This is a genomic window from Kordiimonas sediminis, assembly GCF_014656395.1.
Classification (GTDB): Bacteria; Pseudomonadota; Alphaproteobacteria; order Sphingomonadales; family Kordiimonadaceae; genus Kordiimonas_A; species Kordiimonas_A sediminis.
This window is the reverse complement of the sequence record NZ_BNCI01000001.1, coordinates 1618670-1645005: the sequence shown is the minus strand read 5'-3', so window position 1 is coordinate 1645005 and position 26336 is coordinate 1618670. Positions and strand designations below refer to the sequence as shown.

Sequence of the window (26336 nt, the reverse complement as noted above, 5' to 3'; positions counted from 1 at the left end):
TCCTGACGACTAAAATTAGCTAAACGTTTGATGTATCAGCCTTCAGGATATAGCCAATGTTGGCATTGACTGCAAGCATGGCGGTATACCGTTACCCAAGTCGAGGGCATATATCTCGGATACGTCCCCTAGCTGCTTGAACTCCCCACCTTTTAAAACATGAAGCGGCTTGTCAAATTCGGACAGTAGGAAAAACTCATTAGCTTCCCCTGCCCGCCCCTTAAAGGGCAAGTATATGAAATCACAATTGTAGGATGAATATTCTGTCAACCATTCCCGGCGACCAAGTACGCCTGCTGGTTGTTGTAAAATCTCGTCCAGCGTTTCGGTACCAACTCTCCAATTTAATTTAGCCGTCCCGAAAAAGTCGTCATACGGTGTATTGGTTATCTCACGCCCTAATCTTTCACGAATTTCGGTCCCTGCAAGACGGACAGTAAATTCATCTTTGCCAGGTAAATGTTCAACAATTAGCAGTCGTGGTAGAAGAGATGCGATGCGGCGTGGTTCAAAGTCCGCATGATAGGGCACCAATTGATCTTCATGGCGCAGCTCTTTCCAGTAATCAATAAACTCTTTGAACTGTTTTAGGTTAGCCATGAAATGCCCTTCAAGAATAAAGCCCGGCAATACTGCAGCGAGCCAGTATTTAATAGTTGAAGAAGAAAGTTAACAAAATCTTGACACGGAAAGTTTTTACATCATTTTTCTACTAATGTTAGATTAATTTGCTCGTTTTACGGATCACACCTTAAACAAAACGCATAGTATTACATGGCACGTATTGGTAATACTTTAGCCCTTTCCCTTGAAAGGCAATTGCGTTTCCATCTGGAATTTGTCATTTTTCTGAAGAGCTTGGCTATAGGAAGGTTGCATCTGCATGACATCGAAAGAGAAAATTCACGCCCTATATCACGGCGAGTCTAAAGCTGGCATGCGGTTCAGGTTCAGCCTGTTAAGTTTCGATATACTAACAATACTGGTGTTTATTGTCTCGTCGATGATAGAGACTAATACAACCATTCTGGTGATAGACTATATATTTGCCTTGATATTTTCTCTGGATTATCTGGCGCGGCTCTATATCGCCCCCGGACGACTGCGGTTTATATCCCGTTTTGAATCGCTTACAGACATCATTGTCATTCTATCATTGCTGGCATCGGCCTTTGTAGAAAATATTGCCTTCCTCAGGGTTATTCGGATGCTGCGTTTAATGCGGTCCTATCATGTTGCGAAAGAACTGCGTCAAAGCTTCTTCTTCTTTCGGAAAAATGAACAAATCATCCAGTCCACGATCAACCTTTTCGTCTTCATTTTCGTCATCACAGCCATTGTCTATGTGCTTGAAGTAGACCGGAATGAATCCATCAACAACTATATGGATGCCCTGTATTTTACGGTTACAACACTCACCACAACCGGGTTCGGCGACATTACCCTCTCTGATACTTTGGGGCGGGCTGTTGCCGTCATTATAATGGTATTCGGTGTAGGATTATTCTTGCGCCTGGTGCAGACGATCTTCCGGCCTAGCAAGGTAGCCCACTCCTGCCCTACATGCGGCCTGGCACGTCATGACGAAGATGCGGTTCACTGTAAGCATTGTGGTACATCGCTAAACATCCCAACTGACGGAGCCTGGTAACCTGTCAGCCACGTCCGTTAACGACTGTGTATCTATGTCAGTGCAGCTCGCCACAGACACGTGAATTTTATTTTTCATACTGACCAGTTCCGTATTTTCTTTGCGCCATTCTCCATTCCGTTGTATGAACAACTCTGGACGTGTTGGGAGGCACAATCACATACATGACAGAGACGTCAGATATCATCATTGTTGGTGGCGGTATCGCTGGAATTACTGTTGCGCTTGAACTATTGGAAGCAGGTGACAAACGTCACATTACGCTTCTGGACAGGTGCCGCGCTGACGAGTTCGGTGGACTCGCACGCTGGGCATTTGGTGGCATGTCGCTGTGTGCAACGCCTCAACAAAAACGACTGGGGATTAAAGATAGCCCGGATCTGATGCTGAAAGACTGGCGAAGCTTTGCAGAGTTCGAACCAGAAGACTATTGGCCCGAACGGTGGGCGCAGGATTATGCAGAAAATAACAGGTCGCTTGTCTATGACTGGATTATCAGGCGGGGGCTTCGCTTCATCCCGGCGGTCCAGTGGGTGGAACGCGGTCTTTATGCACCTGGAAACAGTGTGCCGCGCTATCATGTTCTGTGGGGTACGGCCAAACGGTTAACCGATACTTTAATATCGCACCTGGAGCAGGCAGCAGCGCGGTCCAGCTCAAAATTGACCATCCAGTTTGAAACAACTGTCAAAGCACTGGAGACAACAGGCGGCAGCGTGACTGGCGTGCAGGCAACCAACAGTGCTGGTGATACAAAAAGCTACTGTGCAGAAACTGTCATTGTCACAACAGGCGGGATTGGCGGCAATATCCCACTGGTCAAAAAACATTGGCCGAAAAATTGGGGCGCTGCGCCCGGTAATATCCTGAACGGAAATCACCCCTATAATGACGGGGCACTGCATGAAGCGACCAGTCAAATTGGCGGCGCGGTAACACATCTGGACAAAATGTGGAATTATGCTGCCGGGGTTCCCCACCCCCAACCCAGCTTTGATGGCCACGGCCTGAGCCTGATTCCAACACGGTCCAGTCTGTGGTGTGACCATTTGGGCAAACGGATCGGACCTATGCCGCTTGTCACCGGATTTGATACCAACTTTCTTTGCCAGCAAGTAGCACAGCAGGAAAAACCATGGTCATGGCATATACTGAATTACAGGATAGCCCGTCGGGAACTGGCCATATCAGGCGCAGATCACAACCCCTACATTCGTGACCGACAGGCCATCAGGTTTATCATCGGCATGTTGCGTGGTGACCCGTGGTTAATTGATACAATGTTGTCTGAAAGTGACGACTTTATTGCTGCTGGTTCCCTTGACGAACTTGTGCAAAAAATGAATGGCAGAACTGACAGCCCTTATATTAAGGCGCATACTCTACGCGACACGGTGGAGACGTACGACAGTCAGGTTAAACGCGCCCCCAAACAGTGGAATGACGATCAAGTAAGACGGTTGCAGCATTTGCGCCAGTGGACCGGCGACAAGATCCGCACCTGTAAATATCAGCCAATTCTGGACAATAAAGCCCTGCCATTGATTGCGATAAAAACCCACTTGATCAGCAGAAAGTCTTTGGGCGGCATTCAAACAAACCTGCACGGTCAAGTATTAAACACAGAAGGCACCGTGATCCCCGGACTATTCGCTGCGGGGGAAGCAACTGGCTTTGGCGGGGGCGGGGCTTCTGGCAAACGGTCACTGGAAGGCACGTTCCTGTCCGGCTGTATTCATACAGCACGCCGACTGGCAGAAACATTACTGGAACAAAGAACAGACACATAAAAGGAAACCAGACATGAAAAAATCCGGAGCATGGTTAGTGCGTCACGCCCTTGAACAATTGGGTGTACGCTACACATTTGGCATTCCTGGCGTCCATACAACTGAAATGTATGACGAACTGAATAAATCCAACCAGATTAAACCGGTTCTGGTATCCCACGAAGCAGGCGGCGCCTTTATGGCAGATGCAATCAGCCGGACATCGGACAGCATTGGTGTTCTGGTTGTCGTACCTGCGGCTGGCTTAACACACGCTATGAGTGGCATCGGTGAAGCCTATCTTGACGGTATTCCCATGCTTGTTCTGTCAGGCAGCACTCGCACCGACACAGAGGCTAAGTTTCAACTGCATGAGATGGATCAACAAGCATTAATGGCGCCCCTGACCAAAGCCACATTTAAAGTAGAAACACATGAGGATATCGTACCCACCTTATATAAAGCATATGATATTGCCACAACCGGTGAGCCCGGCCCCGTCTATGTTGAGGTTCCTGTAAACTTGCAATTATACAAAGGCGATGCGGGCACGGTTCTAGACTATACTCCACCTGAACGGCTTGGCAAAAAGCCTGACCCCGCAGACATTGAAGCTGCTGCACAACTACTGGCCGCAGCAAACAAGCCTGGTATCTTTCTTGGCTGGGGCAACAAGCGCGCCATGGACGCCGCCATTCGCATAGCTGAAAAACTGAATGCGCCTGTATCAACAAGCCTGCAGGGCCTTGGTGTTTTTAAAGCTGACCACCCACTGCATACGGGTATGTCTTTTGGTAAGGCGTCTGTTCCGGCTTCGGAAGCTGCGTTCACGGGTATTGATGCCATGCTGGCTGTTGGTGTCCGGTTTGGCGAGATTGCATCAGGCAGTTTTGACCTGCAAGTCCCGGAAAATCTGGTGCATCTGGATATTAATCCGGACACAATCGGCGCGAATTACCCGGCAAAGGTTGGCATCGAAGCAGATGCAGCCGAAGCACTACCCATGCTGGCGGATGCACTGGACCGCATTATGGACGCGCCGCGTGCAGCAAGTCCAGCCGCATTGATCGCAGAAAAAAAAGCAGCCTATAAAGCCGAATGGGCAGCCCACGACAGCGGTGATAAAGTCAATCCAGGTCTGTTCTTTGCTTCCCTCGATGCCCATTTATCGGAAACTGCCATTGTCGCGACCGACGACGGCAATCATACATTCCTGACCGCTGAGTTGATGCCGATCCGGGCAGGACGGGACTTTATCTCCCCTACGGACTTCAATTGCATGGGCTACTGCTTACCTGCGGTCAATGCAGCTAAACTCGCGAACCGCGACAGGGAGGTTATCGGCATTATTGGTGACGGTGCTTTCACCATGACTGCCATGGAAGCCCTGACCGCACGCGCCGAAGGATTGGGCGTTGTTTATTTTATCTTTGCCGACGGTGAGCTAAGCCAAATCGCGCAAGGTCAGGAAATCCCCTACAACCGCAAAACCTGTACGGTTCTACCCCCGTTGAAGCATGAAGCATTTGCTGATGCGGTTGGTGCTGCTTTTGTTGGGATCAATACGAATAATGATCTGGACACTGGCATCAAACAGGCCCTTGATATTGCAAGCACTGACCGGCCCGTTATTGTTGCTGTAAATATTGACTACTCCAAACGAACCAGATTCACCGAAGGTGTCGTCAAATCCAACCTGAACAGATTTGATCTTGGCACCAAACTACGATTTGTTGGCCGGGCTCTGAAAAGAAAAATCACGGGATAATGTCGCTCCCGTAACATTTTCAGCGCCGTTCAACACTCCTAATTTGACATTAAATACTATCCATGGTTTTGTTACACCATGACTGCACGTTAATTGGGGGATTTATACGTGGTTAATAAAGGTGTCTTTGCGTTCGCCGCAATCAGCATTGGTGTACTGCTTGTCACGCCTGGTCTTTTGGGCAGCAAGGTAGAAGATACACTGCACCAGCAGTGGGAACTAAGCCAGACAACCATGCCAGAGCTACACGAAACACTGCTGTCTGGCATGTCGCTGGATCGTGGGTGGTTTTCGACAGATGTGACACTGACTATCAGTCTTCCACATCACCTACGCCGTGGCGACCCAACGCTTTCTGACGATAGCACCCTGAACTTAAACTATAATGTAGAACACGGCCCCTTCTTCCTTACGGACGGCTTCAAACTTGCCCGAAGTCGCAGTGAAATGTCACTCGAAGCTATACTGGGTGAAAATACTGCTGTAACACTGTTAACACCAACATTCGCGGAAATGACAACCGTGATCAGCTTTTCCGGCGATATACATGTCTCTGCCGAGATCCCTGCATTTTCACTAGCATCGTCCAAAAATGATAGTGCATTTGACTTTCTCGGTGCTGAACTAACTATGGAGTATGCTGTAGCCGACCGGTCCTACGATTCCAGCTTCGCAATACACGGCGTAAATTCGTCTCTGAATAACAGCAGTGAGCAGGACGCCACAGTGATTGATATGAAACCACTGACTTTCAGCGCGACAGGACAATTACTGCCCAACACAATAATTAGCATTGGTGAAACCCATCTGGACTTCAGTGGCCTGATGCTAACGTCAAAGGGCGGTTCGACCATTTCCCTTGATGCGCTTACCGTCAACAATAACACTATTGTCGGTGAAAGTGGGCTTCTTGAACAGTCCGTCAGACTGGAGCTTCAGAAGCTCAGCACAGGCACAGAAACTGCACCGTTTATCATTGAAAAAACTGCTGTCTCTGGAAAGGCCACCAATATAGACCCCGCGCTTATAAATGCTTACACACGGCTTGACTGGCGTATCCGGTTGATGGCTTTAACCGGTGCGTCACCTGCTGAGGTTAAAGATGCTGAAATGGAGCAACTTACTCTACTTGCTAAGCTGTCTGAATATTCGCCAACACTATCAGTGGATGATTCAACTGTGATAACGAATTTCGGCACGCTTCAATCGTCCAGTCAATTCACGTTGCAGCCCTACAGGGGTGCTGGCACATATGGTCAAATGATGGTGGCACTTCTAAATGCCCTGACCGGTCAGGGCATGTTGACCGCAGATGACAGTCTGGCCATTAATCTGCTAGCATGGTCTATGACAGGAACCCATCCACAGACAATGCCAGAAGACATGCGGGAACAGGTTTTCGCGGGTGCGCAGCAGGTTCTGGACAATTATGTCAGTCAGCAAGTCCTAAAGGCAGAAAACAGTCACTATGTGCTTAATCACACCCTTCAAGACGGAAAGCTATATCTGGGCACAAATCCCACACCCTTTATGGATTTTTCATCGCTAGCAGGCACTTTGGCAGCGGAGCAACCCGGCGACACTCAATCAGAGCAGGATAGCAGATAGACACCAGATTCATCTGTTCTACCTAAAAAGGCGGTCCCTTGACCGCCTGATCTCTTTCCCACGCTGGCGCCACCGTCCAGACGTTACTGATTTTTTTCTGTCGCAGCTGGTTTCGTGTCCAGCAATTTATCCAAAGCTGGCTCGCCGCGACCCACGGCACGGGCGTGTTTCTCTGCCTCTTCTCTGGAAAAGCCTTGTCCTTTTACAAGATAAGCGCCCCACATATGGCTGGCACGGCGACCCGATGCACAGTGCAAAAGGACTTTACCCTCAACTTTTTTCATCGCATCCAGCATCGCATCCAGCGCAGCAGGGCTGTATGGGTGTGCATCCCCACCCAGCGGGATATGCACATAGTTCATTCCCAGTTCCTGCACCAGTGTGCCTTCGTCGTACCCTAGGGCTTTCATCTCGTCCTTGGTTCTTAGATTGATAACGGTTGTCACACCGGCTTCTGCCATACCGCGCAGCGCGTCCTCTGATGGCTGTCCACTGATATAACCGGCCCCGACATCAACCACAGCAACACTGAAACCGGGTCGGTCAACTGGTTCCGCCAGCTTTATCGCTGCACCCATAGCAGTTTGATCCGTTTGGCTTGCCTCCTCAGCATATACGGCACCGCTAATGAACAAACTGAAAATCATAATCGCAAGCTGTTTCATGGTACTTCCCCTCTGGCTCTACTCCAATATTTCAATGCAGCCCCTTCCCCGTCAGGCGGCGACAGAATAGCGCATTGACTTCCCAACAACACTGCTATATCTGGCGCGTATGAGCAAGTATATCGGGAAAAAACAGCAACTACTACTTGAGCGTATCGACAAATCATTGTCGGTAGCGGCTCTGGCGTTTCTGTTATTTTTCCAGCAACTTGTTCATGTCTCTGCTGCAAATGCAGCAAATGACCCTTTTGCAACAGATGCATCAGGCCGCCCCCTCAGCATTGCCTTTATCTGCGGTGCTGCACTTGGGGAAGATACACCAAATGGTGCAATGGACTGCATGTCCTGTACCTATGGAGAATCTGCGGACACGCCCGCTGATCCCCTATTATCAGACTGTCCCGATCTTCATAGTGTTGCCGATCCCCTAGCCCGGCATACAGAAGCAGCTCCAACAGTACCCGACACACGCTCTGATGCTGTGCGCGCCCCTCCTACGGCTTTCTAGTTTCATCCAAACTTAAAAACTTAAATGGCTGACCTGTTTGGCCGACCAATATTTTTTATTCAGGGAACTAGAAATGTTTTCAAAATCTTTTCGTGTGGCCACTGCGGCTGCATCTGTACTTATGTCCACAACTGCACTTATGGCGCATGATGGCTATCAGGCCCGCGTTGACGACCATGCCCCTATCGGGGTAATGGCTGACCATTACCACAAAGCTGGCGAATGGATGGCATCAGCGCGGTATATGACAATGCAAATGGACGATCCGACCTCCGCTATCGGACCGCAGGAAATGTCAAAATCCATGATTATGGCTGGCGTTATGTATGCCCCTGTAGACTGGGTTACTTTCGCAGCCAGTCTTGGTTTCAGCGATCAGGAAATGACATCTAACATGATGCCCATGGGGGACATGGGGATGACTCCTATGCCAATGGAAATGAACGCCTCTGGCATTACCGACCTGAATGTTAATGCGCTTTTCCCTGTCTTTGATACTGGCAGTAGTCGTCTTGTTGCCAAAGCAGGTTTATCCCTGCCAACAGGTGATGACAATGACCTAAGTGATGCAGGCATGCGCCTTGGCCAGAATATGCAGTCTGGCACCGGATCCTACGGCTTTAAGCCAGCCCTGACATATTCCAACTTTCAGGATGGTTGGTCGTTCGGTGGTCAGCTGTCTGCCGTTATCTGGCTGGATGACAATTCCTATAACCAGCGGTCTGGTGATAGCTGGATGACAACCGCATGGGTGTCCAAAACGCTGTCCCCATCTTTCAGCATTTCTGCCCGCACATCATATGACGAGATGGAAGACGCCAAAGGCAAATTGCATGATTACGGCACCCGCAAACGCTGGATGGCATATGGCGGTGTCAATTATGTTATCCGGGACGGCAGTCTGGCGGGAAACCGTTTCGCTGTTGAAGTTGGTGCGCCACTTGATGAAAACCGCGCTGACAATAATCTCGGCACGGATTATCGTCTGATAGTTGGCTGGCAGCTTGCCTTCTAATATCCAATATACAGTATGGGGGCAAACGCCCCCATGCACATCTTTACGATGATAAGCGCCGCCCCCTTCTGGACAGCAGCGCCACACACTCTTAGTGGTGGTGCCCGGCCCCTGCACCTGACGGAATACGAATACTTTCGATCAGCTCTCCAACCTCCTGCGGTGGGGACTTGGTCAGTTTCATCACACCATATGCCACTATAAAGTTCACAACCATGCCCAGCGTACCAATGCCCTCTGGTGAAATACCAAAGAACCAGTTTGCTGCAGTGTTCAGGTCAGGGTTCATGAACTTAAAGTAGGTAATATATCCAACAGTAAAGAACAGCCCGCTGATCATTCCTGCGATTGCGCCTTCCCGGTTCATCTTGCGAGAGAATATACCCATCAGAATTGCCGGGAACAGACTTGCCGCCGCCAAACCAAATGCAAGTGCCACAACCTCTGCCACAAAGCCAGGCGGATTAATTCCCAAATATCCGGCAACGCCAATCGCAATGGCCGCAGCCAGACGCGCATACAGCAACTCCTGTTTATCCGTTATTTCCGGCATCAGCGTCATTTTAAAAAGATCATGCGACACACTGGATGAAATCACCAACAACAAGCCGGCCGCAGTCGAGAGTGCGGCAGCAAGTGATCCAGCTGCAACCAGTGCAAAAACCCAGTCGGGCAGCTTTGCAATTTCAGGGTTTGCCAACACCATAATATCCCGGTCAACATAGACTTCATTAGCGGACGGGGTTGCCGTGTTGACAACAACACGCTCCCCGTGCGGACCGCGCTTGTCTTCTTCAAAACTGGGGGTGCCTTCAAACGGTGCACCTGCTCTGTACTGAACCTTGCCGTCCCCGTTTTTATCGGCCCAGCCGATCAAACCCAGATTTTCCCAGTTTTTGAACCACGCTGGCGTTTCAGCGTATGATGTCTCATTAACCTCGTTGATAAAATTAATCCGGGCGAAGGCACCAACCGCAGGTGCCGTCGTGTACAACAGTGCAATAAACACCAGCGCCCAACCGGCAGAAACCCGCGCATCTGATACCTTGGGCACTGTGAAAAAACGCACAATAACATGGGGCAATCCTGCAGTTCCCACCATCAACGCCGCTGTAATCGCGAAAATATCAATCGTGGACTTTGTACCTTCTGTATAGGCGTTGAAACCAAGATCAACCAGCACCGTATCCAGTGTCTCCAGAACGGTTTTGCCCGTATCGGCCACTTCACTGCCCAAGCCAAGCTGGGGCACAGGGTTGCCTGTTACCAGCATGGATATGAAAATTGCAGGCACCGTATAGGCAAATATCAAGACACAGTACTGTGCCACCTGTGTATAGGTGATCCCTTTCATTCCGCCCAGAACCGCATACATGAAAACAATGGCCATCCCTGTCAGAACGCCCATTTCAATTTCAATTTCCAGAAAGCGGGAGAAAACAATACCGACACCGCGCATTTGACCTGCAACATAGGTGAAGCTGATGATAATCAGGCACAGAATGGCAACCAGACGCGCCGACTTGGAATAATAGCGGTCCCCAATAAAGTCCGGGACTGTAAACTTGCCAAACTTTCGCAAATAAGGCGCCAGCAACAATGCCAGAAGGACATACCCCCCGGTCCAGCCCATCAAATATACGGATCCGTCGTAGCCTAAAAAAGCAATAAGACCCGTCATTGAAATAAAGGATGCAGCTGACATCCAGTCAGCGGCCGTCGCCATTCCGTTGACAACAGGATGCACCCCGCCGCCGGCGATATAGAACTCTCGGGTCGACCCTACCTTCGACCAGATTGCAATCCCGATATATAGTGCAAATGAAACACCAACGAACAGATATGTCAGAGTTTGAACATCCATTGCCTAGTCCTCCACGCCGTGTTCTTCGTCAATTTTGCGCATGCGGCGGGTGTAATAAAAGATCAACCCAACAAACACATAAATTGAACCTTGCTGCGCGAACCAGAAGCCAAGCTTAACGCCCAGAACCTCAAACTGATTGAGAAAGTCGACAAACAAAATCCCGGCCCCAAAGGACACAACAAACCAAATCACTAATAATTTCAGCAAAAGCGATATATTCGCTTTCCAATATCCGTCTTTATTTTCTGTTCCCATGTCCCTATCCCCGTTTACATAATTCAACGATATGCCGTTCGTTCAGATCGTCAATCTTGGTTACCCCTAAAAGCGTCATGTTGCGCTCCAGTTCCGCCTTTAGAAGGGTGAACATACGCTCCACGCCTTCCTGGCCACCTGCCCCCAGGCCATACAGGTAGGATTTCCCCATGCTACAGGCATCGGCCCCCATCGCCAGGGCTTTTATAATCTGGGTGCCGCGTTCAATCCCGCCGTCCACAATCAATTCCATCTTGTCACCAACGGCATCCCGCATCGGTCTAAGGCAATCAATCGGCGCAGGCACACTGTCCAGCTGTCTGCCTCCATGATTGGATATCATTGCGGCAGTAGCCCCTGCATCCAGCGCACGCCTGGCATCATCCGGGCTTAGAATGCCTTTGATCACCAACGGACCGTCCCACTGTTCGGCGAGCCATGCAAGATCATCCCAAACGAGCGACCTGTCAAATTGCTCCCCAATAAACTGAAAAAGATCGATCCCGCGTTTTTTTACCTCGTCTGCCATGTGCGCCACATTGGCAAACGTAAACTGACGATCCTTCAAAAGCCCCATGCCCCAGGCAACCTTGGTAGCAAAGCCCATAAATGTCGCCAGCGAAGGCTTGGGCGGCATAGTGTGTCCAGCGCGCAGGTTTCCTTCCCGATTACCCGCTACCGGCAAATCAACGGTTAGACACAGCGCCTCATAGTTCGCAGCTTTACAGCGGTCCACGAATTCCTTGGTGAAAGCGCGGTCCCGAAAGACATATATCTGGAACATCTTGGGGGTGCTAACCGTCTCTGCGATTTCTTCAATGCTGGTTGTACCTACAGTCGACAGACTGTACATGGTCCCGAATTTTTCTGCCGCCCGTGCTGCACCCAGCTCTCTGTCGTGATGGAATAAGCGGGACATGCCGGTCGGTGCCAGGAAAAAGGGCAATTCCATTTTCTGTCCCAAAACCGTATTCGATAAATCAATGGACGACACATCCACCAACGTATTTGGCATTAACTGATAGTCATCAAATGCCTTGGAGTTGCGGGCCAATGTCCACTGGTCATCAGATCCGCCATCCAGATATGTAAAAAAAGGTGCAGGCACTTTACGCCGGGCCAGTTCACGCAGGTCCCTGACGTTAAAACACTCGTCTACTCTCATTTGTCCCTCCCCTTCCCGGGCCTAGTCTCCGTGACGTGTTAAAAACTCTGAAATATTGACACGCGGCATATCTACTGAATTCACAATGTGATCAGGGTCAGCATATCCAAGTGACATACCGCAGGCGACCACTTCATCATCTTCAAGCCCCAGATGATCCCGTATCGTATTAGGCCACATGGCCCAGAACGCCTGGGCGCAAGTATCAAGCCCGCGCTCTACCGCAAGCAACATCACTGACTGAATAAAAATACCATAATCAATATACTGAATTTCCCCCAATCCTTTCCGCGCAGTAAACAAAATACCGACAGGCGCCCCGAAAAAAGTGAAATTCTGCATTGTCTGCTGCATGCGGGCGTTTTTGTCTTCTCGTGCAATCCCGAGAGTGCTGTATAGAAGCTCCCCGCACTCAATCCGCCTTTGCCGAAGCACACCGGACATGTTTGACGGATAGATGTTAATATCCGACCCTTCTCCTAGGGGGCTTTCTGGTGCCTTGGCCATGACGGCTGTTTCCAGTTCCGATTTCTTCTGGCCGGTAAAGACATGCACGTTCCACGGCTGGAAATTACATCCCGATGCCGCAAGCGCAGCATGGTCAAATAAATCTGTCAGAACATCTTCTGGCACAGGCTTATCCAGAAAGGCACGTGCAGAAAAACGCGCCTTCATCGCCTGTGAAACCGACATTTCGGTCATACTATACTCCTGATTCCTCTTACCCACGGCCGGACTATAAGACGCCTTTGCGGTTCGTTACCATATTTTTTTAAAATCCTTTTTATCCTGTCTCTGTATCCGGGAAAAATAATCTGCTAGCGTGCCTTATGAACTGGAGAATAATGCCGTGCTGATGCCCAAACCCGAAAAAGACGTTCTGGATCAATATCCTCTGCTGATTGCAAGGTTACAGGAATCATTGCCCGCAGAAAGCCTAGTACTGGATCAGGATGCGCTTGCTGCATTTGATAGTGATGCGCTCGCAGGCTATCACCAGAAACCCATGCTGGTTGTTCTGCCGGGATCAACAGAAGAAGTGGCGGTTACGCTGAAGATTTGCCGGGATCTCAATATCAAAATTGTCCCGCGGGGTGGAGGCACCTCCCTGTCTGGGGGCGCGCTTCCTCTCGCTGACGGTATTGTGCTGGGGCTATCCCGCTTGAACAAGGTCAAGGATATCGACTATGCAAACAGATGCGTCGTCGTGGAACCCGGTGTCACCAACCAGCGAATAACTGATGTGGTCGCAGGAAATGGTTTCTATTATGCCCCAGACCCGTCCAGCCAGATCGCCTGCACTATCGGCGGTAATATTGCAGAGAACTCTGGCGGCGTACACTGCCTGAAATACGGACTGACGACCAACAATATCCTTGGCCTTGAACTGGTCACCATCGACGGCGATATACTGCAGTTTGGCGGTAAGTTTATGGATGATACCGGATATGACTTTCTTGGACTGCTAACAGGGTCAGAAGGACTATTGGGCATTATTACCGAAGTCACGGTCCGTATTCTGAAAAAACCGGAAGTGGCGAAAGCCATGCTTGTCGCCTTTAGCTGCGTTGAAGACGGTGGGCGATTTGTCGGCGACGTCATAGGTGCAGGGATCATCCCGGCTGGCATGGAAATGATGGACAGTTTTGCCCTGACCGCCGTTGATAACTATTGCCAGCTTGGGTACCCAAAAGATGCTGGCGCGATGCTGATTGTTGAATTGGACGGCAGGCGCGCCGAGGTCGACGACCTGATCCAGACAGTTGAGGCAATTGCCAACACCAATAATGCAACAAATATACGCATCAGCCGTGATGATCAGGAACGGGAAACGATTTGGCGCGGCAGAAAGGCGGCTTTTCCTGCCGTTGGGTCACTATCGCAGGACTATCTGTGTATGGACGGAACAATCCCGCGCCACACTCTGCCTGATGTGCTGAATGCCATGAAAGAGATGTCGAAAAAATACGGTCTGGATGTTGCTAATGTCTTCCACGCCGGTGACGGGAACCTGCATCCCCTGATAATGTATAATGCCAGCATCGCCGGAGAGCAGGCAAAAGCCGAGGCATTCGGTGCCGATATCTTAAAGCTGTGTGTTGAGGTAGGTGGCGTTCTTACGGGCGAACACGGCGTCGGTGTTGAAAAACGGGATTTGATGGAAACCATGTTCACCGATGAAGACCTGAAACAGCAGCAGCGTATCAAATGTGCCTTTGACCCGAACCACCGGCTGAACCCGGGAAAGGTCTTTCCCACCTTGCACCGATGCGCGGAACTGGGTCATATGCATGTCCATAAAGGGTCAGTGAAGTTTCCTGACCTGCCGCGTTTTTAAAAGGACTGCACTGTCATGTCGTCATACATGAAACCAGCAAATCTGTCTCAGCTGCAAGACTGTCTGGCCTGGGCGGTATCATCGGAAACACCCGTATCGCTTATTGGCGGTAATAGCCGTGCCTCGCTTGGGCATACTGTTCCCGCTAGCCACACACTGGACATGTCTCATTTCTCCGGCATTGAGCTGTATCAGCCAGAAGAGTTGGTTTTAACCGCCGGTGCAGGCACCCCGATGAGCGAAATATATTCGGCCCTGCATGAACAGGGCCAGTATCTCCCCTTCACGCCCTTCCATCCTGATCGTACCCTAGAAGCCGACATATCAGGGACACAGGCTGCGGGTACCCTTGGGGGTATGATTGCCACCGGGATCGCCGGGGCGCGCCGGCCTCACACCGGCAGTGTGCGCGATTATATTCTTGGAGTTGAGGGGGTAACAGGCCGCGCCGCGCCATTCAAGGCAGGCGGTCGTGTTGTGAAAAATGTAACCGGGTATGATCTGCCCAAATTGATGACAGGATCATTTGGCACATTGGCCGCCCTGACCCGCATAACAATTAAAGTACTTCCGAAGCCGACCTTATCCCGCACCCTGATGTTCGCAGGCCTTGACCAACAAGCCGGGATCGACGCCCTGCATCAAGCCAGCCTGTCCAACTGTGAACCTACCGGGCTGACATATCTGCCAACAGACTGCGCCGCCCGAGCCGGGCTGGAGGATAGTAACGTAGCCTTGATACGGCTAGAGGGCACTGAGGCGTCTGTACAGGACCGGACAGAGGCCTTGATCAGGCTGATCGGAAAATCGTGTGAGGTACTGACAGGAGAGACAGAAGAAACGCTATGGCACCAGATCACCAGCGCAAGCGTGCTACCAGCCGCCTCCCAACAATCCCTTTGGCGGATTACACTACCCCCGTCCGAAGTTACTGACTTTCTGAATACATCATCTCTGCAGCACTATTATATTTGCTGGGGCGGAGGACTGATATGGGCACTTGCCCCTGACGAGAATTGGCGTCCTCAGCCCAGATCGGGGACCGCCATGGCCATCAGACGGACAAGGGACGAAATACCCTTCATCCTGCCGCCGTCCGCAGGTATCAAAGCATTGGCAAAACGGCTGAAGGAAAGCTTTGACCCCACTGGTATCCTGAACCCCGGCAAACTATACGGAGATTTCTGATATGCAAACAGACTTCTCAGCCCCGCAGCTTGCAGATCCTATTCTATCGGATGCCAACACAATTTTGCGCAAGTGTGTACGGTGCGGGTTTTGTACCGCGACTTGCCCCAGTTACCAAACAACGCTTAATGAACTCGACAGCCCCCGCGGCCGCATCTATCTGATCAAACAGATGCTGGAATCCGGCAAAGCCCCAAGCCCGGAAGTTGTTGACCATCTGGATAAATGTTTGGGCTGTATGGCATGCAAGGACAGGTGCCCGTCCGGTCTGGATTACGAACGCCTGCTGGCAATTGCCCACGACCATATCCGCAAAACCTATAAACGCTCACCGGGGGAACGGCTCAGACGCAGAACTCTGCTTGCAATTTTGCCGTATCCAAAACGAATGGCGCTTGCGGTATTCATTGGCCGTCTGTTCAAGCCAGTCGCGCCTGTCTTCCCGCACTTTCTGAGGCGCCTGTTGCAGACGATCCCGGATAAAAGGCAGTCTGTTAAGGAACACCAGCCCCTGATGCAGGCTGAACGAACTTCTGATCGCGGGCGGGTCATTTTACTGACTGGCTGTGCCCAGAAAGCGGTTGGCAATCATATCAACGAAGCAACCGAACGTTTTCTGACCCGGCTTGGTTACCGTATAGTCAAACCGGAAAATGCCGGATGCTGCGGTGCCCTGTCGCATCATATGGGCGAGGATGGGGCAAAACGTCATATGAAGACACTGATCGACCTCTATCACGCAGAGATAGAGAAAGGCGATATCGCCGGAATTGTCCTATCCACTTCCGGATGTGGCAGTACTGTCAAAAACTATGGCCAGTATTTTGCTGATGATCCAATCTACAAAGACAAAGCAGAAGCAGTCTCTAACCTGGCAAAAGATGTGTCTGAATTTGTCACAGAAGAAGATGTTCGTGCCGCCGTAAAACGGGACATGCGCACCTTACATATAGCCTATCAAAGTCCCTGCTCGCTTACCCATGCGCAGCAGATCCCCCATGCTGCACCCAATCTTTTACGGGCCGCCGGTTTTTCTGTCTCGGAACCCGCTGAACAAGGTCTGTGCTGTGGATCTGCCGGGTCCTTCAGCCTTCTTCAACCTGAAATTTCTGACAGCCTGCGAGACAGAAAACTAAAATCACTGGATGCCTGCAGCCCGGATATTATCGCGTCGGGCAACTTGGGATGCATCACACAGCTTACAAAAAAAAGAGGCTGCCCCGTTGTCCATACAATTGAATTGCTGGACTGGGCAGCCGGAGGACAAAGGCCATGCGAGGAGGAAAGGCCTTCGTAGTGACAACTCAGAAGTGGCACCTAGCAAGTACCTACGTACTTGCCCGCCAGATAGATTACGCGTTGTTCCAGGGCATTTTGGCGATCAACATTCCCATGGCGCATGTGTTGGTAATACCCGCAAACATCAGGCCGGCACCGACAAACCCGGAAAGGCCGTAAAAGCCTGGCGCCACGAAAGTTCCAAGAAGAACACCTGTAAGCACTAGAAACCCTGCGGCAATACGCACCTGACGTTCCAATGACATAACACCCTGCCCGCGGTTAACCGGCATACCGGCAGTAACACAGGCGTCTGTGCCACCTTCAACCACAATGACATCGCATTTCACATCATCACACAGCTGTTTTGCAGCCATTTCTGCCCGCTGACCGCCTTTACAAAGAACATATACCGGGCCGTCTTCTTTACCCGCAGCGATACGCGCCTTTTCAACAGACTCTGGCTTCAAATCCTGCAAAGGAAACAGGTGTGCCCCGTCCACATGAACACCCTTATATTCACCAGCTGTACGGACATCGATCACAAACGGTGCGTCCGAGGCATGCACGTCTTTGAAGGTCGCAGTATCAATAGTTTTAAATTTTGTCATCATACTTACTCTTGCATTCCATATTACACGTCACAAATCAGGACATCAGGCGTATTTGCTGATCAGATCACCAATATCGTCAAACCCAACAGCATCACCGCCCGATACAGCATGATCAATCACACAAGCAAGCATCACATGTGCGGCCTTATCAAGCGCTTTTCGTGAAGCGGCCATCTGCTGCAATACCTTTTCACAGTCTGCAACATCCTGCCCCATCAGCTTTTGAATTCCGCGTAGCTGCCCCTCAATCCGGGACAGCCTGTTGAGCATAGCCTGTCTGTCTTTGTCGTTGATCATCTGACCTTTTCCTAACTTCTATATACTATACCCCCTATAGTATTTTTTCGCTCTTGTCAAGGACAACAAAAAACGCCGCCTCCGCAGAGACGACGTTAAATTGCAAGTATCCAGAGCTACGCTGTGCAGCCTTATGCTTCTTTGGGTTTAAGGCTTTTATTCAGGATCAAATACCCAACAATACCAGAAGCAATAGACCCAACAAGAATACCCAGCCGTTCATCAAAGATCATATCAACGCCTGTTTCCTCGAAAGCCAGCGACCCGATAAATAGGCTCATGGTGAAACCAATGCCGCAAAGTGCCGCGACCCCATACAAACTGCCCCAGGACATTCGGTCAGGCAGGCTGGTTAAACCAAATTTGATGCCTACCCAGCAGAATAAGAACACGCCAATCTGCTTCCCAAAGAAAAGCCCTGTGGCAATCCCCAGAGACACCGGATGCAATAATTGCTCAACCCCAACACCAGATAGTGCGATACCCGCGTTACAAAAGGCGAAAATCGGCAGAATTGCATAAGCGACAACAGCATGCAGATCATGCTCAAGCTCCCGCACCGGTGAATGTGTCGGATCTTCCTTTGATCGCATCGGGATAAAGAATGCCAGCAATACCCCCGCCAGTGTGGCATGGACGCCAGATTTCAGCATGGCAACCCACATCACAAGGCCAATCAGAAGATACAGACTGCGTTCAAGCACACCGCGTCGGTTCAGAATGAACAGCAAGACAACTGAAACCGCCACAACCATGAGCGCCGTGAACGAGATTTTACTGGTATAGAAAAAGGCAATAATTAAAATCGCGCCAACATCGTCAAAGATAGCAAGAGACGTTAAAAATATCTTCAGGCTGGTGGGCACCTTGGACCCCAACAGCGCTAAAATCCCCAAGGCAAACGCAATATCTGTCGCAGCTGGTATCGCCCAACCCTGCAATGCAAAAGGATTATCCTTGTTAAAAAATACATAAAATAACGCTGGCACAACCATACCACCGATTGCGCCCAATCCCGGCAAGATAATATTCTTCCGGTCTTTCAGTTCGCCTTCCATAAACTCGCGCTTTAATTCAAGCCCAACGAAGAGGAAAAAGACCGCCATCAATCCATCATTGACCCACAGAAGAAGTGGTTTTGCTACCTCTAGCGCACCGACACGCACTTCAACGGGGGTTGCCATCAACAGATTATACTGTGCAACCAAAGGTGTATTGGCGACAAGGATTGCCAGTACAGCAGAAGCCATCAGCAGAAACCCTGCTGCAGACTCCTGTCTAAGAAAGGATTGAATAAAAGATTCTCTTTTTTGTGCCACCAAACACTCCCTAATAAATAATTAAGCCCTGATATATGCTGAAATCGACCCGTTTCAATATTAACGTATCCGATTTTCGGTGGCTTATGTCGCTTTTTGAAAGTGACAGACGTCTATAAATATCCAGTTAACGTCATTTCTCAGTCAGGCAGATCAGTTTCCAAACTCTTTCTTGAGCGTATCTGTGTCTTCTCCAAGTGTCGGAGGCGCCTTGCCGTACACAATTGGAGTTTCAGAAAACTTGAGCGGATTCGCAAGCCCCTTAATAGAACCCGCGGTACTGTGCTCCATATCAATAACCATACCACGTGCCTTGACCTGCGGGTCTTCAAGTGCTTGCTCAATCGTATTGATGGGCCCACACGGCACCGCAATCTTTGGCAGGCTTTCCAGCCACTCGGCGGATGTACGCTGTCTGGTTATGTCCGTCAGAATAGAAGCAAGCTCGGCCTGATTTGTTACCCTGAGAGGATTGGTTGCAAACCGTTCGTCAGCCGCCAGATCAGGACGGTTGATAAAGTCTGTAAACCGTTTGAACTGAATATCGTTACCAATGGCAATCACAACGAAACCATCCTGTGTTTCAAACGGCTGGTACGGAGCAAGGTTTGGGTGCTGTGCGCCTGTTCTGACAGGCGACACACCCGTATTGAAATAGTTCTGCGCCTGATTGGCCAACCAGGAAACCTGAGTGTCCAAGAGGGCCAGGTCCACATGCTGACCAACGCCCGTATTATCCCGGTGACGAAGCGCGGCCAAAACCCCGATCACCCCATACAGGCCTGTTGTAATATCGCTGACGGCAACACCGACCCGCATGGGTCCTGCACCGGGCTGACCGTCCGGCACACCCGTAATACTCATCAGTCCAGACATTGCCTGAATTAAATAGTCATAGCCCGCTTCCGCAGCTCTGGGACCCGTCTGACCAAATCCGGTAACAGACAGATATACAAGCGCGGGGTTCACTTCTTTCAGCCCCGCATAGTCCAGTCCATATTTAGCCAGCCCGCCGACCTTAAAGTTTTCCACCACTACATCAGCAGATTTTGCAAGTGTTCGAATAAACTCCTGCCCTTCGGTCGTTGCAATATCAACAGCAACGGACTGCTTGCCGCGGTTCGCGGAAAGATAGTAGGCAGCATCCTTCGTCGGATTGCCCGCCTTGTCCTTCAACCAGGGCGGTCCCCAATGACGGGTATCATCACCGTTTGCCGGATGTTCAATTTTAATGACCCGGGCACCAAGGTCCGCAAGAATCTGCGTACACCAAGGCCCCGCTAAAATACGTGATAAATCAAGGACTACGATCCCATCCAGCGGTTGCATCTGCTTCCAGTCTCCAGATTAAAAGGTGCCTCATCATTGACAAACCGCTGAAAAACGCAAACAGTATTTTCCGTTTATAAACAACAATCTTTTGTCTTTAAGTATCTCGGGGGGACTTCATGCGATTACTACCCAGCATAATTATTACCATGTCATTCGCCATTCTATCGGCATTTTCAGTATCTGCACACGCTGATGACCAGCGGTTCGACGTTATCATTAGTGGCGGTCAAATACTCGACGGCACGGGTGGTGAGGCTGTTCAGGCGGACATCGGCATCCGCGACGATCTCATTGTAGCCGTTGGAGATTTATCCGATGCTTCCGCTGCCAATCACATTGATGCACGCGGAAAGATTGTGTCCCCGGGTTTTATTGACCTGCATTCCCATGCTGACCGTCAGGTTTTGGAACACCCATCTGTTTCCAACAAGGTTCAACAGGGCATCACAACAATTCTTGGCGGCAACTGTGGGGGATCTCCGCTTGATCTCGACGAATTTTTCGCAACGATTGATCAAAACGGCGCTGGCCCAAATGTCGGCATCCTGATCGGACACAATACTGTTCGCAAAGCTGTTATGGGCCGCGAAAACAGACTGGCATCCGATAAAGAGATTAAAGAAATGCGGTCCTTGGTCGGCAAGGCAATGCAGGACGGTGCTTTTGGCATGTCCACTGGACTGAAATATGTTCCGGGCACTTACGCAAACACGGAAGAGGTCGTTGCACTTTCGGAGGTTGTTGCACAAGCAGGCGGATTTTATGCATCCCACATGCGCGAAGAGGGTATTGGCCTGCTTCCTGCGATGGATGAAGCGCTGGAAATTGGTCGTCAGGCAGACCTGCCTGTTCATATTTCCCACCACAAGGCAGTTGGTTTGATCAGTTGGGGCAAAAGCAAAGAATCTATTGCGAAAATCAAGGAAGCCCGCGCCTCTGGCATGGATGTTACCCTTGACCAGTATCCATACACGGCGTCCAGCACAAACTTTGGCGTGATCTTCCCAGCATGGTCACTTGCAGGCGGCAGAGAAGCACTTAAAGAGCGCCTTGCCGACCCTGAAACACGCCAGAAGATCAAAGATGGTATTATCCACGCGATTAAAACGGACCGTGGCGGCGGAGACCCTGCGCGTATTCAGGTTGCCGTTTTTGAGGATGACCCTTCCCTGAACGGCAAGACTTTCAAACAAATTCTGGAAGAGCGCGGTGTTGAAACGTCAATCGAAAACACGGCTGAGCTGGCAATCGAGCTAGAAAGCCGCGGCGGTGGTAGCGCTATCTATCATGCTATGAACGAGGATGATGTTCGCCGTATCATGCAGTATGAAATGACATCTGTTGCGACTGACGGGCACGGTGTAATCATGGGCGAAGGTGCACCACACCCACGCAACTATGGAACGTTCCCGCGTGTTCTTGGCCATTATGTCCGCGAGGACAATATAATAACACTGTCTGATGCTATCCGGAAAATGACCGGCCTGCCAGCAAGCCGTATGGGGCTGACTGACCGCGGTCTGATCAAAACCGGCTATTTTGCTGATCTCGTTATCTTTGACAAAGACAAAGTAGCCGACAAAGCAACCTTTACTGACAGCCACCAGTTGGCAGTGGGTATCGATTATGTGCTGGTAAACGGCGTTATAGCCATTGATAAGAATGGCTATACAGGTGCGACAAGCGGACGTGCCCTGCGCCATGCAGCCGCAGAATAATACTTGCTAGGACAACGACAAAATCGGGTGCTTCGGCACCCTTTTTTTACCGGGAAAATTCTTTTCACCTTCTAGTGAAAACGATCAAACCAGCGCGCCTGGTAACCACCCCTGCCACGCAAGCGACGCTTTTAAAGAAGGCACGCCGTTTCGGTAAAGGGTAAATACTATCTAGCCGCCCACAGACACATCATCGGCGACAGATACCGAAATCCCTAGCTGCTGCGCCAGTGTTTTCATTTCATAATTGGGGAGGTCAGCCGACAAAACCTGCACATTCAGGGCTTTCCAGGTCTCAACAAGTTTCGCCATCATTTCCTTGCCGTCGAAATGACCGGCCAGCTTTTTCATCATATCATGGGGCATTTCAACAAAACCGCCCTGCAGGAATGTCATCGCACCAGGATCAACAACTGCGTCCCCGAACCGGTCCACCCAAACAGGGTGTCCCTGCTTTGCCAATCGCTTGACCACATCCCAGTGAATACCGCCGCGCTTGACTGGCGGCATGCCTTTAATGCGGAACCCAATCAATCTGGCCTCCCCACGATTTTGGGTTATCATGCCCTGCAGCTTTGTCTCAAAATCCGGCAAGGCAAGCGTCGACCGGCACAGATCGTAAAACTCAACCTTCTCGCGCTCTGATGGGTCATCACGGCGCATTTTCATTCGGATCAATTCTTCCAGTTGCGCCATGTCATGCGCATATGCCAGATCGGGATGATCCTCCATGACGATAATTTCTGACGGCAGACGTAGTTGCCGTTCCAAATTCACTTTCCCCTGCTGCAGCACAGCAAGCGAAACGGTCGCCACATTATCCATCACAAGGCGTGGACTGGTGCGGTATTTATATTCGCGCAGTGCATCTTCAATCAACCGCCTGTTATGTTTGATGCCATCAAGAACACCCGTTAGACTTTCCAGGTCATCCTTGCTTTCGATCTCCCCCAGAAAAACCCCTCTGCTATGATTAAGAGCCTGCCGTAGTTCCTTAGGGTCGATTTCCCGGTCATCAACCTTAATGTTGGCAGACCGCGCCCCAAGAACAGCGGGATTAATGTTGAGCTTTGTAGCAACTGTTGCCAGCTCTTTCTCGAAAGACTCTTCATCAAAATCACCGGTTGTGATCAGGCCATAACTGGCATCATCCAGCATGCCAACATGACCACCCAGCGCCTGACGCTTTAAGGTTGCCTCAACCTCTTTCTTAACTTCAGCTTTTTGCGCCTCGTCCAGGATGCTGTCATCGCGCAGGCCGCCGACATCAACCATCGTAACGCCCATATCGCCGTCATAGGGACTGGCCAGAAGTTTTTCGACAAAATTGAAAAAGCTATACATGTCGGTCGGACCAGCCGCACTATCAGACGCCGACCCGTCAAGTCGGCCAGGCTTATAGAAGTCCAGTTGGCGTTTACCATCCTCCAGGTCGACAACCTTCATATCAAAATTGATATAGCCCCCCGTTGATACCCTGAGAGGAACATTGGGAAAAACAATATCCTTGAACAAGGACATGTCAGCATCCATCAGCTTTTCCAGACGACCGTGGGCATCTGCAGGAAACAAAAAGCCAATCGGCTGCCGAAATAAATCAATCTCCGACCAGCGCATGATCTTGATGAATGAATCATCCACCCTGTCGATAAGCTTGGTCGGTGTCAGAAATAGCCTGAATTCTGGTTGTGTCACGATCTCGCTATGCCCCAATTTGTTCCCAGTCCTGATGGATTAGCATATTTTTAGTTAACGAGTGGCAAATGAGAAGAGAAAATTCTCTCTATTTTACCCGTCTTTACAAACAAAAACCGGCATCCTGAAGGATACCGGCTTCACTATATTTAAAAGTCTTAGTTTTGCTGCTGATACTCTCAACCAACTACCTAGCAGCAGAAACACTAGGAAACGGTATTAACCGCCTTCTTCACAGCATCAACAATGCGGTCAATTTCAACCTCTGTGGACGTCAGTATCGGTGCGATAGCAATGGTATTGCCGTTTGCCCGAACCATAACCCCATTATCGTAAGTAGCCTGGAAGACTGCCGCCGCACGGGCACCGATCTTGTCCCCGTCCTGCGTAATCGTCAAACCAGCAGCGAAACCGATGTTTCTGACATCCTCTACGAAGGGCTCCCCCTTCAGGCTGTGTACTGCCTCTTCAAAATATGCTGCTTTGGCCTGCACATTTTCATAGACACCTTCTTCTTTATAGACGGCTTGTGCTGCAAGGCCAGATGCAACAGCCAAAGGATGCGCGGAATAGGTATAGCCGTGGAAAAACTCCACGCCTGCCTGCGTTCCATTGATAAAGGCATCGTAAACATGCTTACCTGCAACGACCGCTCCCATCGGGACTGCGGCATTGTTAATACCCTTGGCCAAAGTAATGATATCAGGCTCAACACCAAAATAGGTAGCAGCGTTCGGGGTTCCAAGACGTCCAAACCCGGTGATGACTTCATCACAAATCAACAAAATACCATGCTTTTTCGTAATGTCCCGAAGACGCTTCAAATAGCCTTTAGGCGGCACGAACATTCCAGCTGACCCAACCACTGGCTCCACGATAACAGCCGCAATGGTACTCGGATCGTGCAGGGTTATCATTGTCTCCAGCTCAGCCAAATATTTCATTGGATCTTCTGTTGGCTCACCGCGTGTGAAGGCACTGACAGTAGGGTCATACGGGAATGGCATATGGTCTGTTCCTGGAAGCAAACTGCCAAAGAACTTCCGGTTATTCACCATGCCGCCCACAGATATTCCACCAAATCCAACGCCGTGATAGCCGTTCACGCGACCAATCAGCCGGGTTCTTGAACCTTCGCCCCGCATCCGGTGATACCCGATAGCCATTTTCAGGGCAGTATCCACAGACTCAGACCCGGAATTGGTGAAGAAAACATGATCCAGATCACCGGGGAACTGGTTTGCGATTACTTCAGCAAGCTCGAAGGCTTTGGGATGCCCAAAATTAAACGGGGAGCTATAATCCATCTCAGCCGCCTGCTTCTGGATTGCCTCAGTGATCTTTGGATGACCATGCCCAATACCAGAACACCAAAGACCAGAAAAACCATCCAGAATCTGTCGCCCTTCTGTTGTCGTATAATAAAAGCCACTGGCAAATTGCATCAGTCGCGGATTGGCCTTAAACGCAGCATTCGGCGTAAACGGCATCCAAAAGGCATCCAATCTGTTGTTCATTTTTGACATATCAGTCATTTCACACCCTCAAACATAAAGTCCCTAAATTTTATCACTTTCACAAGTATCTGTTTTTAATGACTTTTTTACAAGTGCTTTATCTTTGGCGACAACATATTGAAAAAGCATATTCTTTTTCTTATTCTGTTTAATATTTTAAACATAAAAACAGGGCAGCAACCATGGATGTCGGCAGACAGATACGAAAGATTCGACAAAGCAGAGGCATGTCACAGCGGGAGTTAGCGAAAATTTCCGGGGTTAGCAATGGCACCATCTCGGTTCTGGAGAAAAGTCAAAGCGATCCCTCTGTTGGACTGTTGCGGCGCATTCTTGATGGTCTGGATATCTCAATTGCTGAGTTCTTTGCTGATGAAACATCTGAGCCTGCCACTTACTTTTTCGCCAAAGAAGATTTTGTCAATATCGGCACTGGCAAAGTGCAGTATCTACAAATGGGTAAATCAAGCAAAGGACGGATGCTACAGATGATCAAGGAAGTATCCGCACCTGGCACGTCCTCTGGTGCGGCGGCCCTGTCCCATCCCGGCGAGGAAGCTGGCATTATCATCAGCGGCAGAATGGAAGTGACCGTCGGGGATGAACGTCGTATCCTTGGCCCCGGGGACGGCTACTATTTTGACAGCACCCTACCCCACAGATTTCGAACCATTGGTGATGAGGAATGCTGCCTGATCAGCGCCTGCACGCCGCCTTTTTAACCAGTGTGCCCGCGCGAATACCACCCTTTGAGGCAATCGCAAAACGC

The 26336-nt window shown here is 50.2% G+C and carries 23 protein-coding genes; 11 read left to right on the top strand and 12 right to left on the bottom strand.

Features of this window, described 5'->3' with window-relative positions; translation table 11 throughout:
* Positions 1–42: 42 nt before the first annotated feature.
* Positions 43–600: a PAS domain-containing protein gene (locus IE181_RS07285; protein WP_191251328.1), complete on the bottom strand. Its 558-nt coding sequence runs from the start codon at positions 598–600 to the stop codon at positions 43–45.
* 283 nt (positions 601–883) lie between these two features.
* On the opposite strand from IE181_RS07285, the gene IE181_RS07280 reads away from it, so the two are divergent.
* From IE181_RS07280 to IE181_RS07265, 4 genes are all read left to right on the top strand, one after another.
* A complete protein-coding gene (locus IE181_RS07280) occupies positions 884–1651 on the top strand; it encodes an ion channel (protein ID WP_191251326.1) in 768 nt (255 codons plus the stop codon).
* A 164-nt stretch (positions 1652–1815) separates the two neighbouring features.
* Positions 1816–3441, top strand: coding sequence for an FAD-binding dehydrogenase (locus IE181_RS07275; RefSeq protein WP_191251324.1), 1626 nt, complete (start codon positions 1816–1818; stop codon positions 3439–3441).
* A gap of 13 nt (positions 3442–3454) precedes the next feature.
* Positions 3455–5188 (top strand): thiamine pyrophosphate-binding protein, encoded by a 1734-nt coding sequence (locus IE181_RS07270; protein WP_191251322.1) that lies wholly within the window; start codon positions 3455–3457, stop codon positions 5186–5188.
* 108 nt (positions 5189–5296) lie between these two features.
* Positions 5297–6796, top strand: coding sequence for a DUF945 family protein (locus IE181_RS07265; RefSeq protein ID WP_191251320.1), 1500 nt, complete (start codon positions 5297–5299; stop codon positions 6794–6796).
* An 83-nt stretch (positions 6797–6879) separates the two neighbouring features.
* Here the strand turns inward: IE181_RS07265 and IE181_RS07260 are convergent, their stop codons facing one another.
* Positions 6880–7461 (bottom strand): protein tyrosine phosphatase family protein, encoded by a 582-nt coding sequence (locus IE181_RS07260; RefSeq protein WP_191251318.1) that lies wholly within the window; start codon positions 7459–7461, stop codon positions 6880–6882.
* A 109-nt stretch (positions 7462–7570) separates the two neighbouring features.
* On the opposite strand from IE181_RS07260, the gene IE181_RS07255 reads away from it, so the two are divergent.
* Together IE181_RS07255 and IE181_RS07250 are read left to right on the top strand one after the other, a co-directional pair.
* Positions 7571–7969, top strand: a complete 399-nt coding sequence (locus IE181_RS07255) for a hypothetical protein (RefSeq protein WP_191251316.1) — start codon at positions 7571–7573, stop codon at positions 7967–7969.
* 73 nt (positions 7970–8042) lie between these two features.
* Positions 8043–8984, top strand: coding sequence for a transporter (locus IE181_RS07250; RefSeq protein ID WP_191251314.1), 942 nt, complete (start codon positions 8043–8045; stop codon positions 8982–8984).
* Between the two features lie 91 nt (positions 8985–9075).
* On the opposite strand, the gene IE181_RS07245 is transcribed toward IE181_RS07250, so the two are convergent.
* Genes IE181_RS07245 through IE181_RS07230 form a run of 4 tightly spaced genes read right to left on the bottom strand, consistent with a single transcriptional unit; the run spans position 9076 to position 12973 of the window.
* Complete coding sequence (locus IE181_RS07245) at positions 9076–10848, bottom strand: sodium:solute symporter family protein (RefSeq protein ID WP_191251312.1); 1773 nt, start codon at positions 10846–10848, stop codon at positions 9076–9078.
* A 3-nt stretch (positions 10849–10851) separates the two neighbouring features.
* Positions 10852–11106 carry a DUF4212 domain-containing protein gene (locus IE181_RS07240; RefSeq protein WP_191251310.1) on the bottom strand — a complete coding sequence of 85 codons (255 nt, stop codon included), beginning with the start codon at positions 11104–11106 and terminating at the stop codon, positions 10852–10854.
* A gap of 4 nt (positions 11107–11110) precedes the next feature.
* Positions 11111–12271 carry an alpha-hydroxy acid oxidase gene (locus IE181_RS07235; protein WP_191251308.1) on the bottom strand — a complete coding sequence of 387 codons (1161 nt, stop codon included), beginning with the start codon at positions 12269–12271 and terminating at the stop codon, positions 11111–11113.
* Positions 12272–12292: 21 nt separating this feature from the next.
* Positions 12293–12973 carry a nitroreductase gene (locus tag IE181_RS07230; protein WP_191251306.1) on the bottom strand — a complete coding sequence of 227 codons (681 nt, stop codon included), beginning with the start codon at positions 12971–12973 and terminating at the stop codon, positions 12293–12295.
* A gap of 154 nt (positions 12974–13127) precedes the next feature.
* On the opposite strand from IE181_RS07230, the gene IE181_RS07225 reads away from it, so the two are divergent.
* Genes IE181_RS07225 through glcF form a run of 3 tightly spaced genes read left to right on the top strand, consistent with a single transcriptional unit; the run spans position 13128 to position 17094 of the window.
* Positions 13128–14609 carry an FAD-linked oxidase C-terminal domain-containing protein gene (locus IE181_RS07225; RefSeq protein WP_191251614.1) on the top strand — a complete coding sequence of 494 codons (1482 nt, stop codon included), beginning with the start codon at positions 13128–13130 and terminating at the stop codon, positions 14607–14609.
* 15 nt (positions 14610–14624) lie between these two features.
* On the top strand, positions 14625–15797 hold the full coding sequence (locus IE181_RS07220; protein WP_191251304.1) for an FAD-binding protein: 1173 nt from the start codon (positions 14625–14627) through the stop codon (positions 15795–15797).
* A gap of 1 nt (position 15798) precedes the next feature.
* Complete coding sequence (glcF, locus tag IE181_RS07215) at positions 15799–17094, top strand: glycolate oxidase subunit GlcF (protein ID WP_191251302.1); 1296 nt, start codon at positions 15799–15801, stop codon at positions 17092–17094.
* Positions 17095–17149: 55 nt separating this feature from the next.
* Here the strand turns inward: glcF and IE181_RS07210 are convergent, their stop codons facing one another.
* The 4 genes from IE181_RS07210 to IE181_RS07195 form a co-directional block, all read right to left on the bottom strand.
* On the bottom strand, positions 17150–17689 hold the full coding sequence (locus IE181_RS07210) for a rhodanese-like domain-containing protein (RefSeq protein WP_229819212.1): 540 nt from the start codon (positions 17687–17689) through the stop codon (positions 17150–17152).
* A gap of 42 nt (positions 17690–17731) precedes the next feature.
* Complete coding sequence (locus IE181_RS07205) at positions 17732–17986, bottom strand: metal-sensitive transcriptional regulator (protein ID WP_191251300.1); 255 nt, start codon at positions 17984–17986, stop codon at positions 17732–17734.
* Between the two features lie 131 nt (positions 17987–18117).
* A complete protein-coding gene (gene nhaA, locus IE181_RS07200) occupies positions 18118–19305 on the bottom strand; it encodes a Na+/H+ antiporter NhaA (protein ID WP_191251298.1) in 1188 nt (395 codons plus the stop codon).
* 153 nt (positions 19306–19458) lie between these two features.
* Entirely contained in the window at positions 19459–20634 is a 1176-nt protein-coding gene (locus tag IE181_RS07195) for a CaiB/BaiF CoA transferase family protein (protein ID WP_191251295.1), read from the bottom strand.
* A gap of 119 nt (positions 20635–20753) precedes the next feature.
* Between IE181_RS07195 and IE181_RS07190 the strand changes: the two genes are divergently transcribed.
* Complete coding sequence (locus IE181_RS07190; RefSeq protein WP_191251293.1) at positions 20754–22355, top strand: N-acyl-D-amino-acid deacylase family protein; 1602 nt, start codon at positions 20754–20756, stop codon at positions 22353–22355.
* Between the two features lie 171 nt (positions 22356–22526).
* On the opposite strand, the gene IE181_RS07185 is transcribed toward IE181_RS07190, so the two are convergent.
* Positions 22527–24050 (bottom strand): hypothetical protein, encoded by a 1524-nt coding sequence (locus tag IE181_RS07185; protein ID WP_191251291.1) that lies wholly within the window; start codon positions 24048–24050, stop codon positions 22527–22529.
* Positions 24051–24256: 206 nt separating this feature from the next.
* A complete protein-coding gene (gene aptA / locus IE181_RS07180) occupies positions 24257–25585 on the bottom strand; it encodes an omega-aminotransferase AptA (protein ID WP_191251289.1) in 1329 nt (442 codons plus the stop codon).
* A 164-nt stretch (positions 25586–25749) separates the two neighbouring features.
* Here aptA and IE181_RS07175 point away from each other — a divergent pair, with 164 nt between their 5' ends.
* Positions 25750–26289 (top strand): cupin domain-containing protein, encoded by a 540-nt coding sequence (locus tag IE181_RS07175; RefSeq protein ID WP_191251286.1) that lies wholly within the window; start codon positions 25750–25752, stop codon positions 26287–26289.
* The last annotated feature ends 47 nt before the right edge of the window (positions 26290–26336 follow it).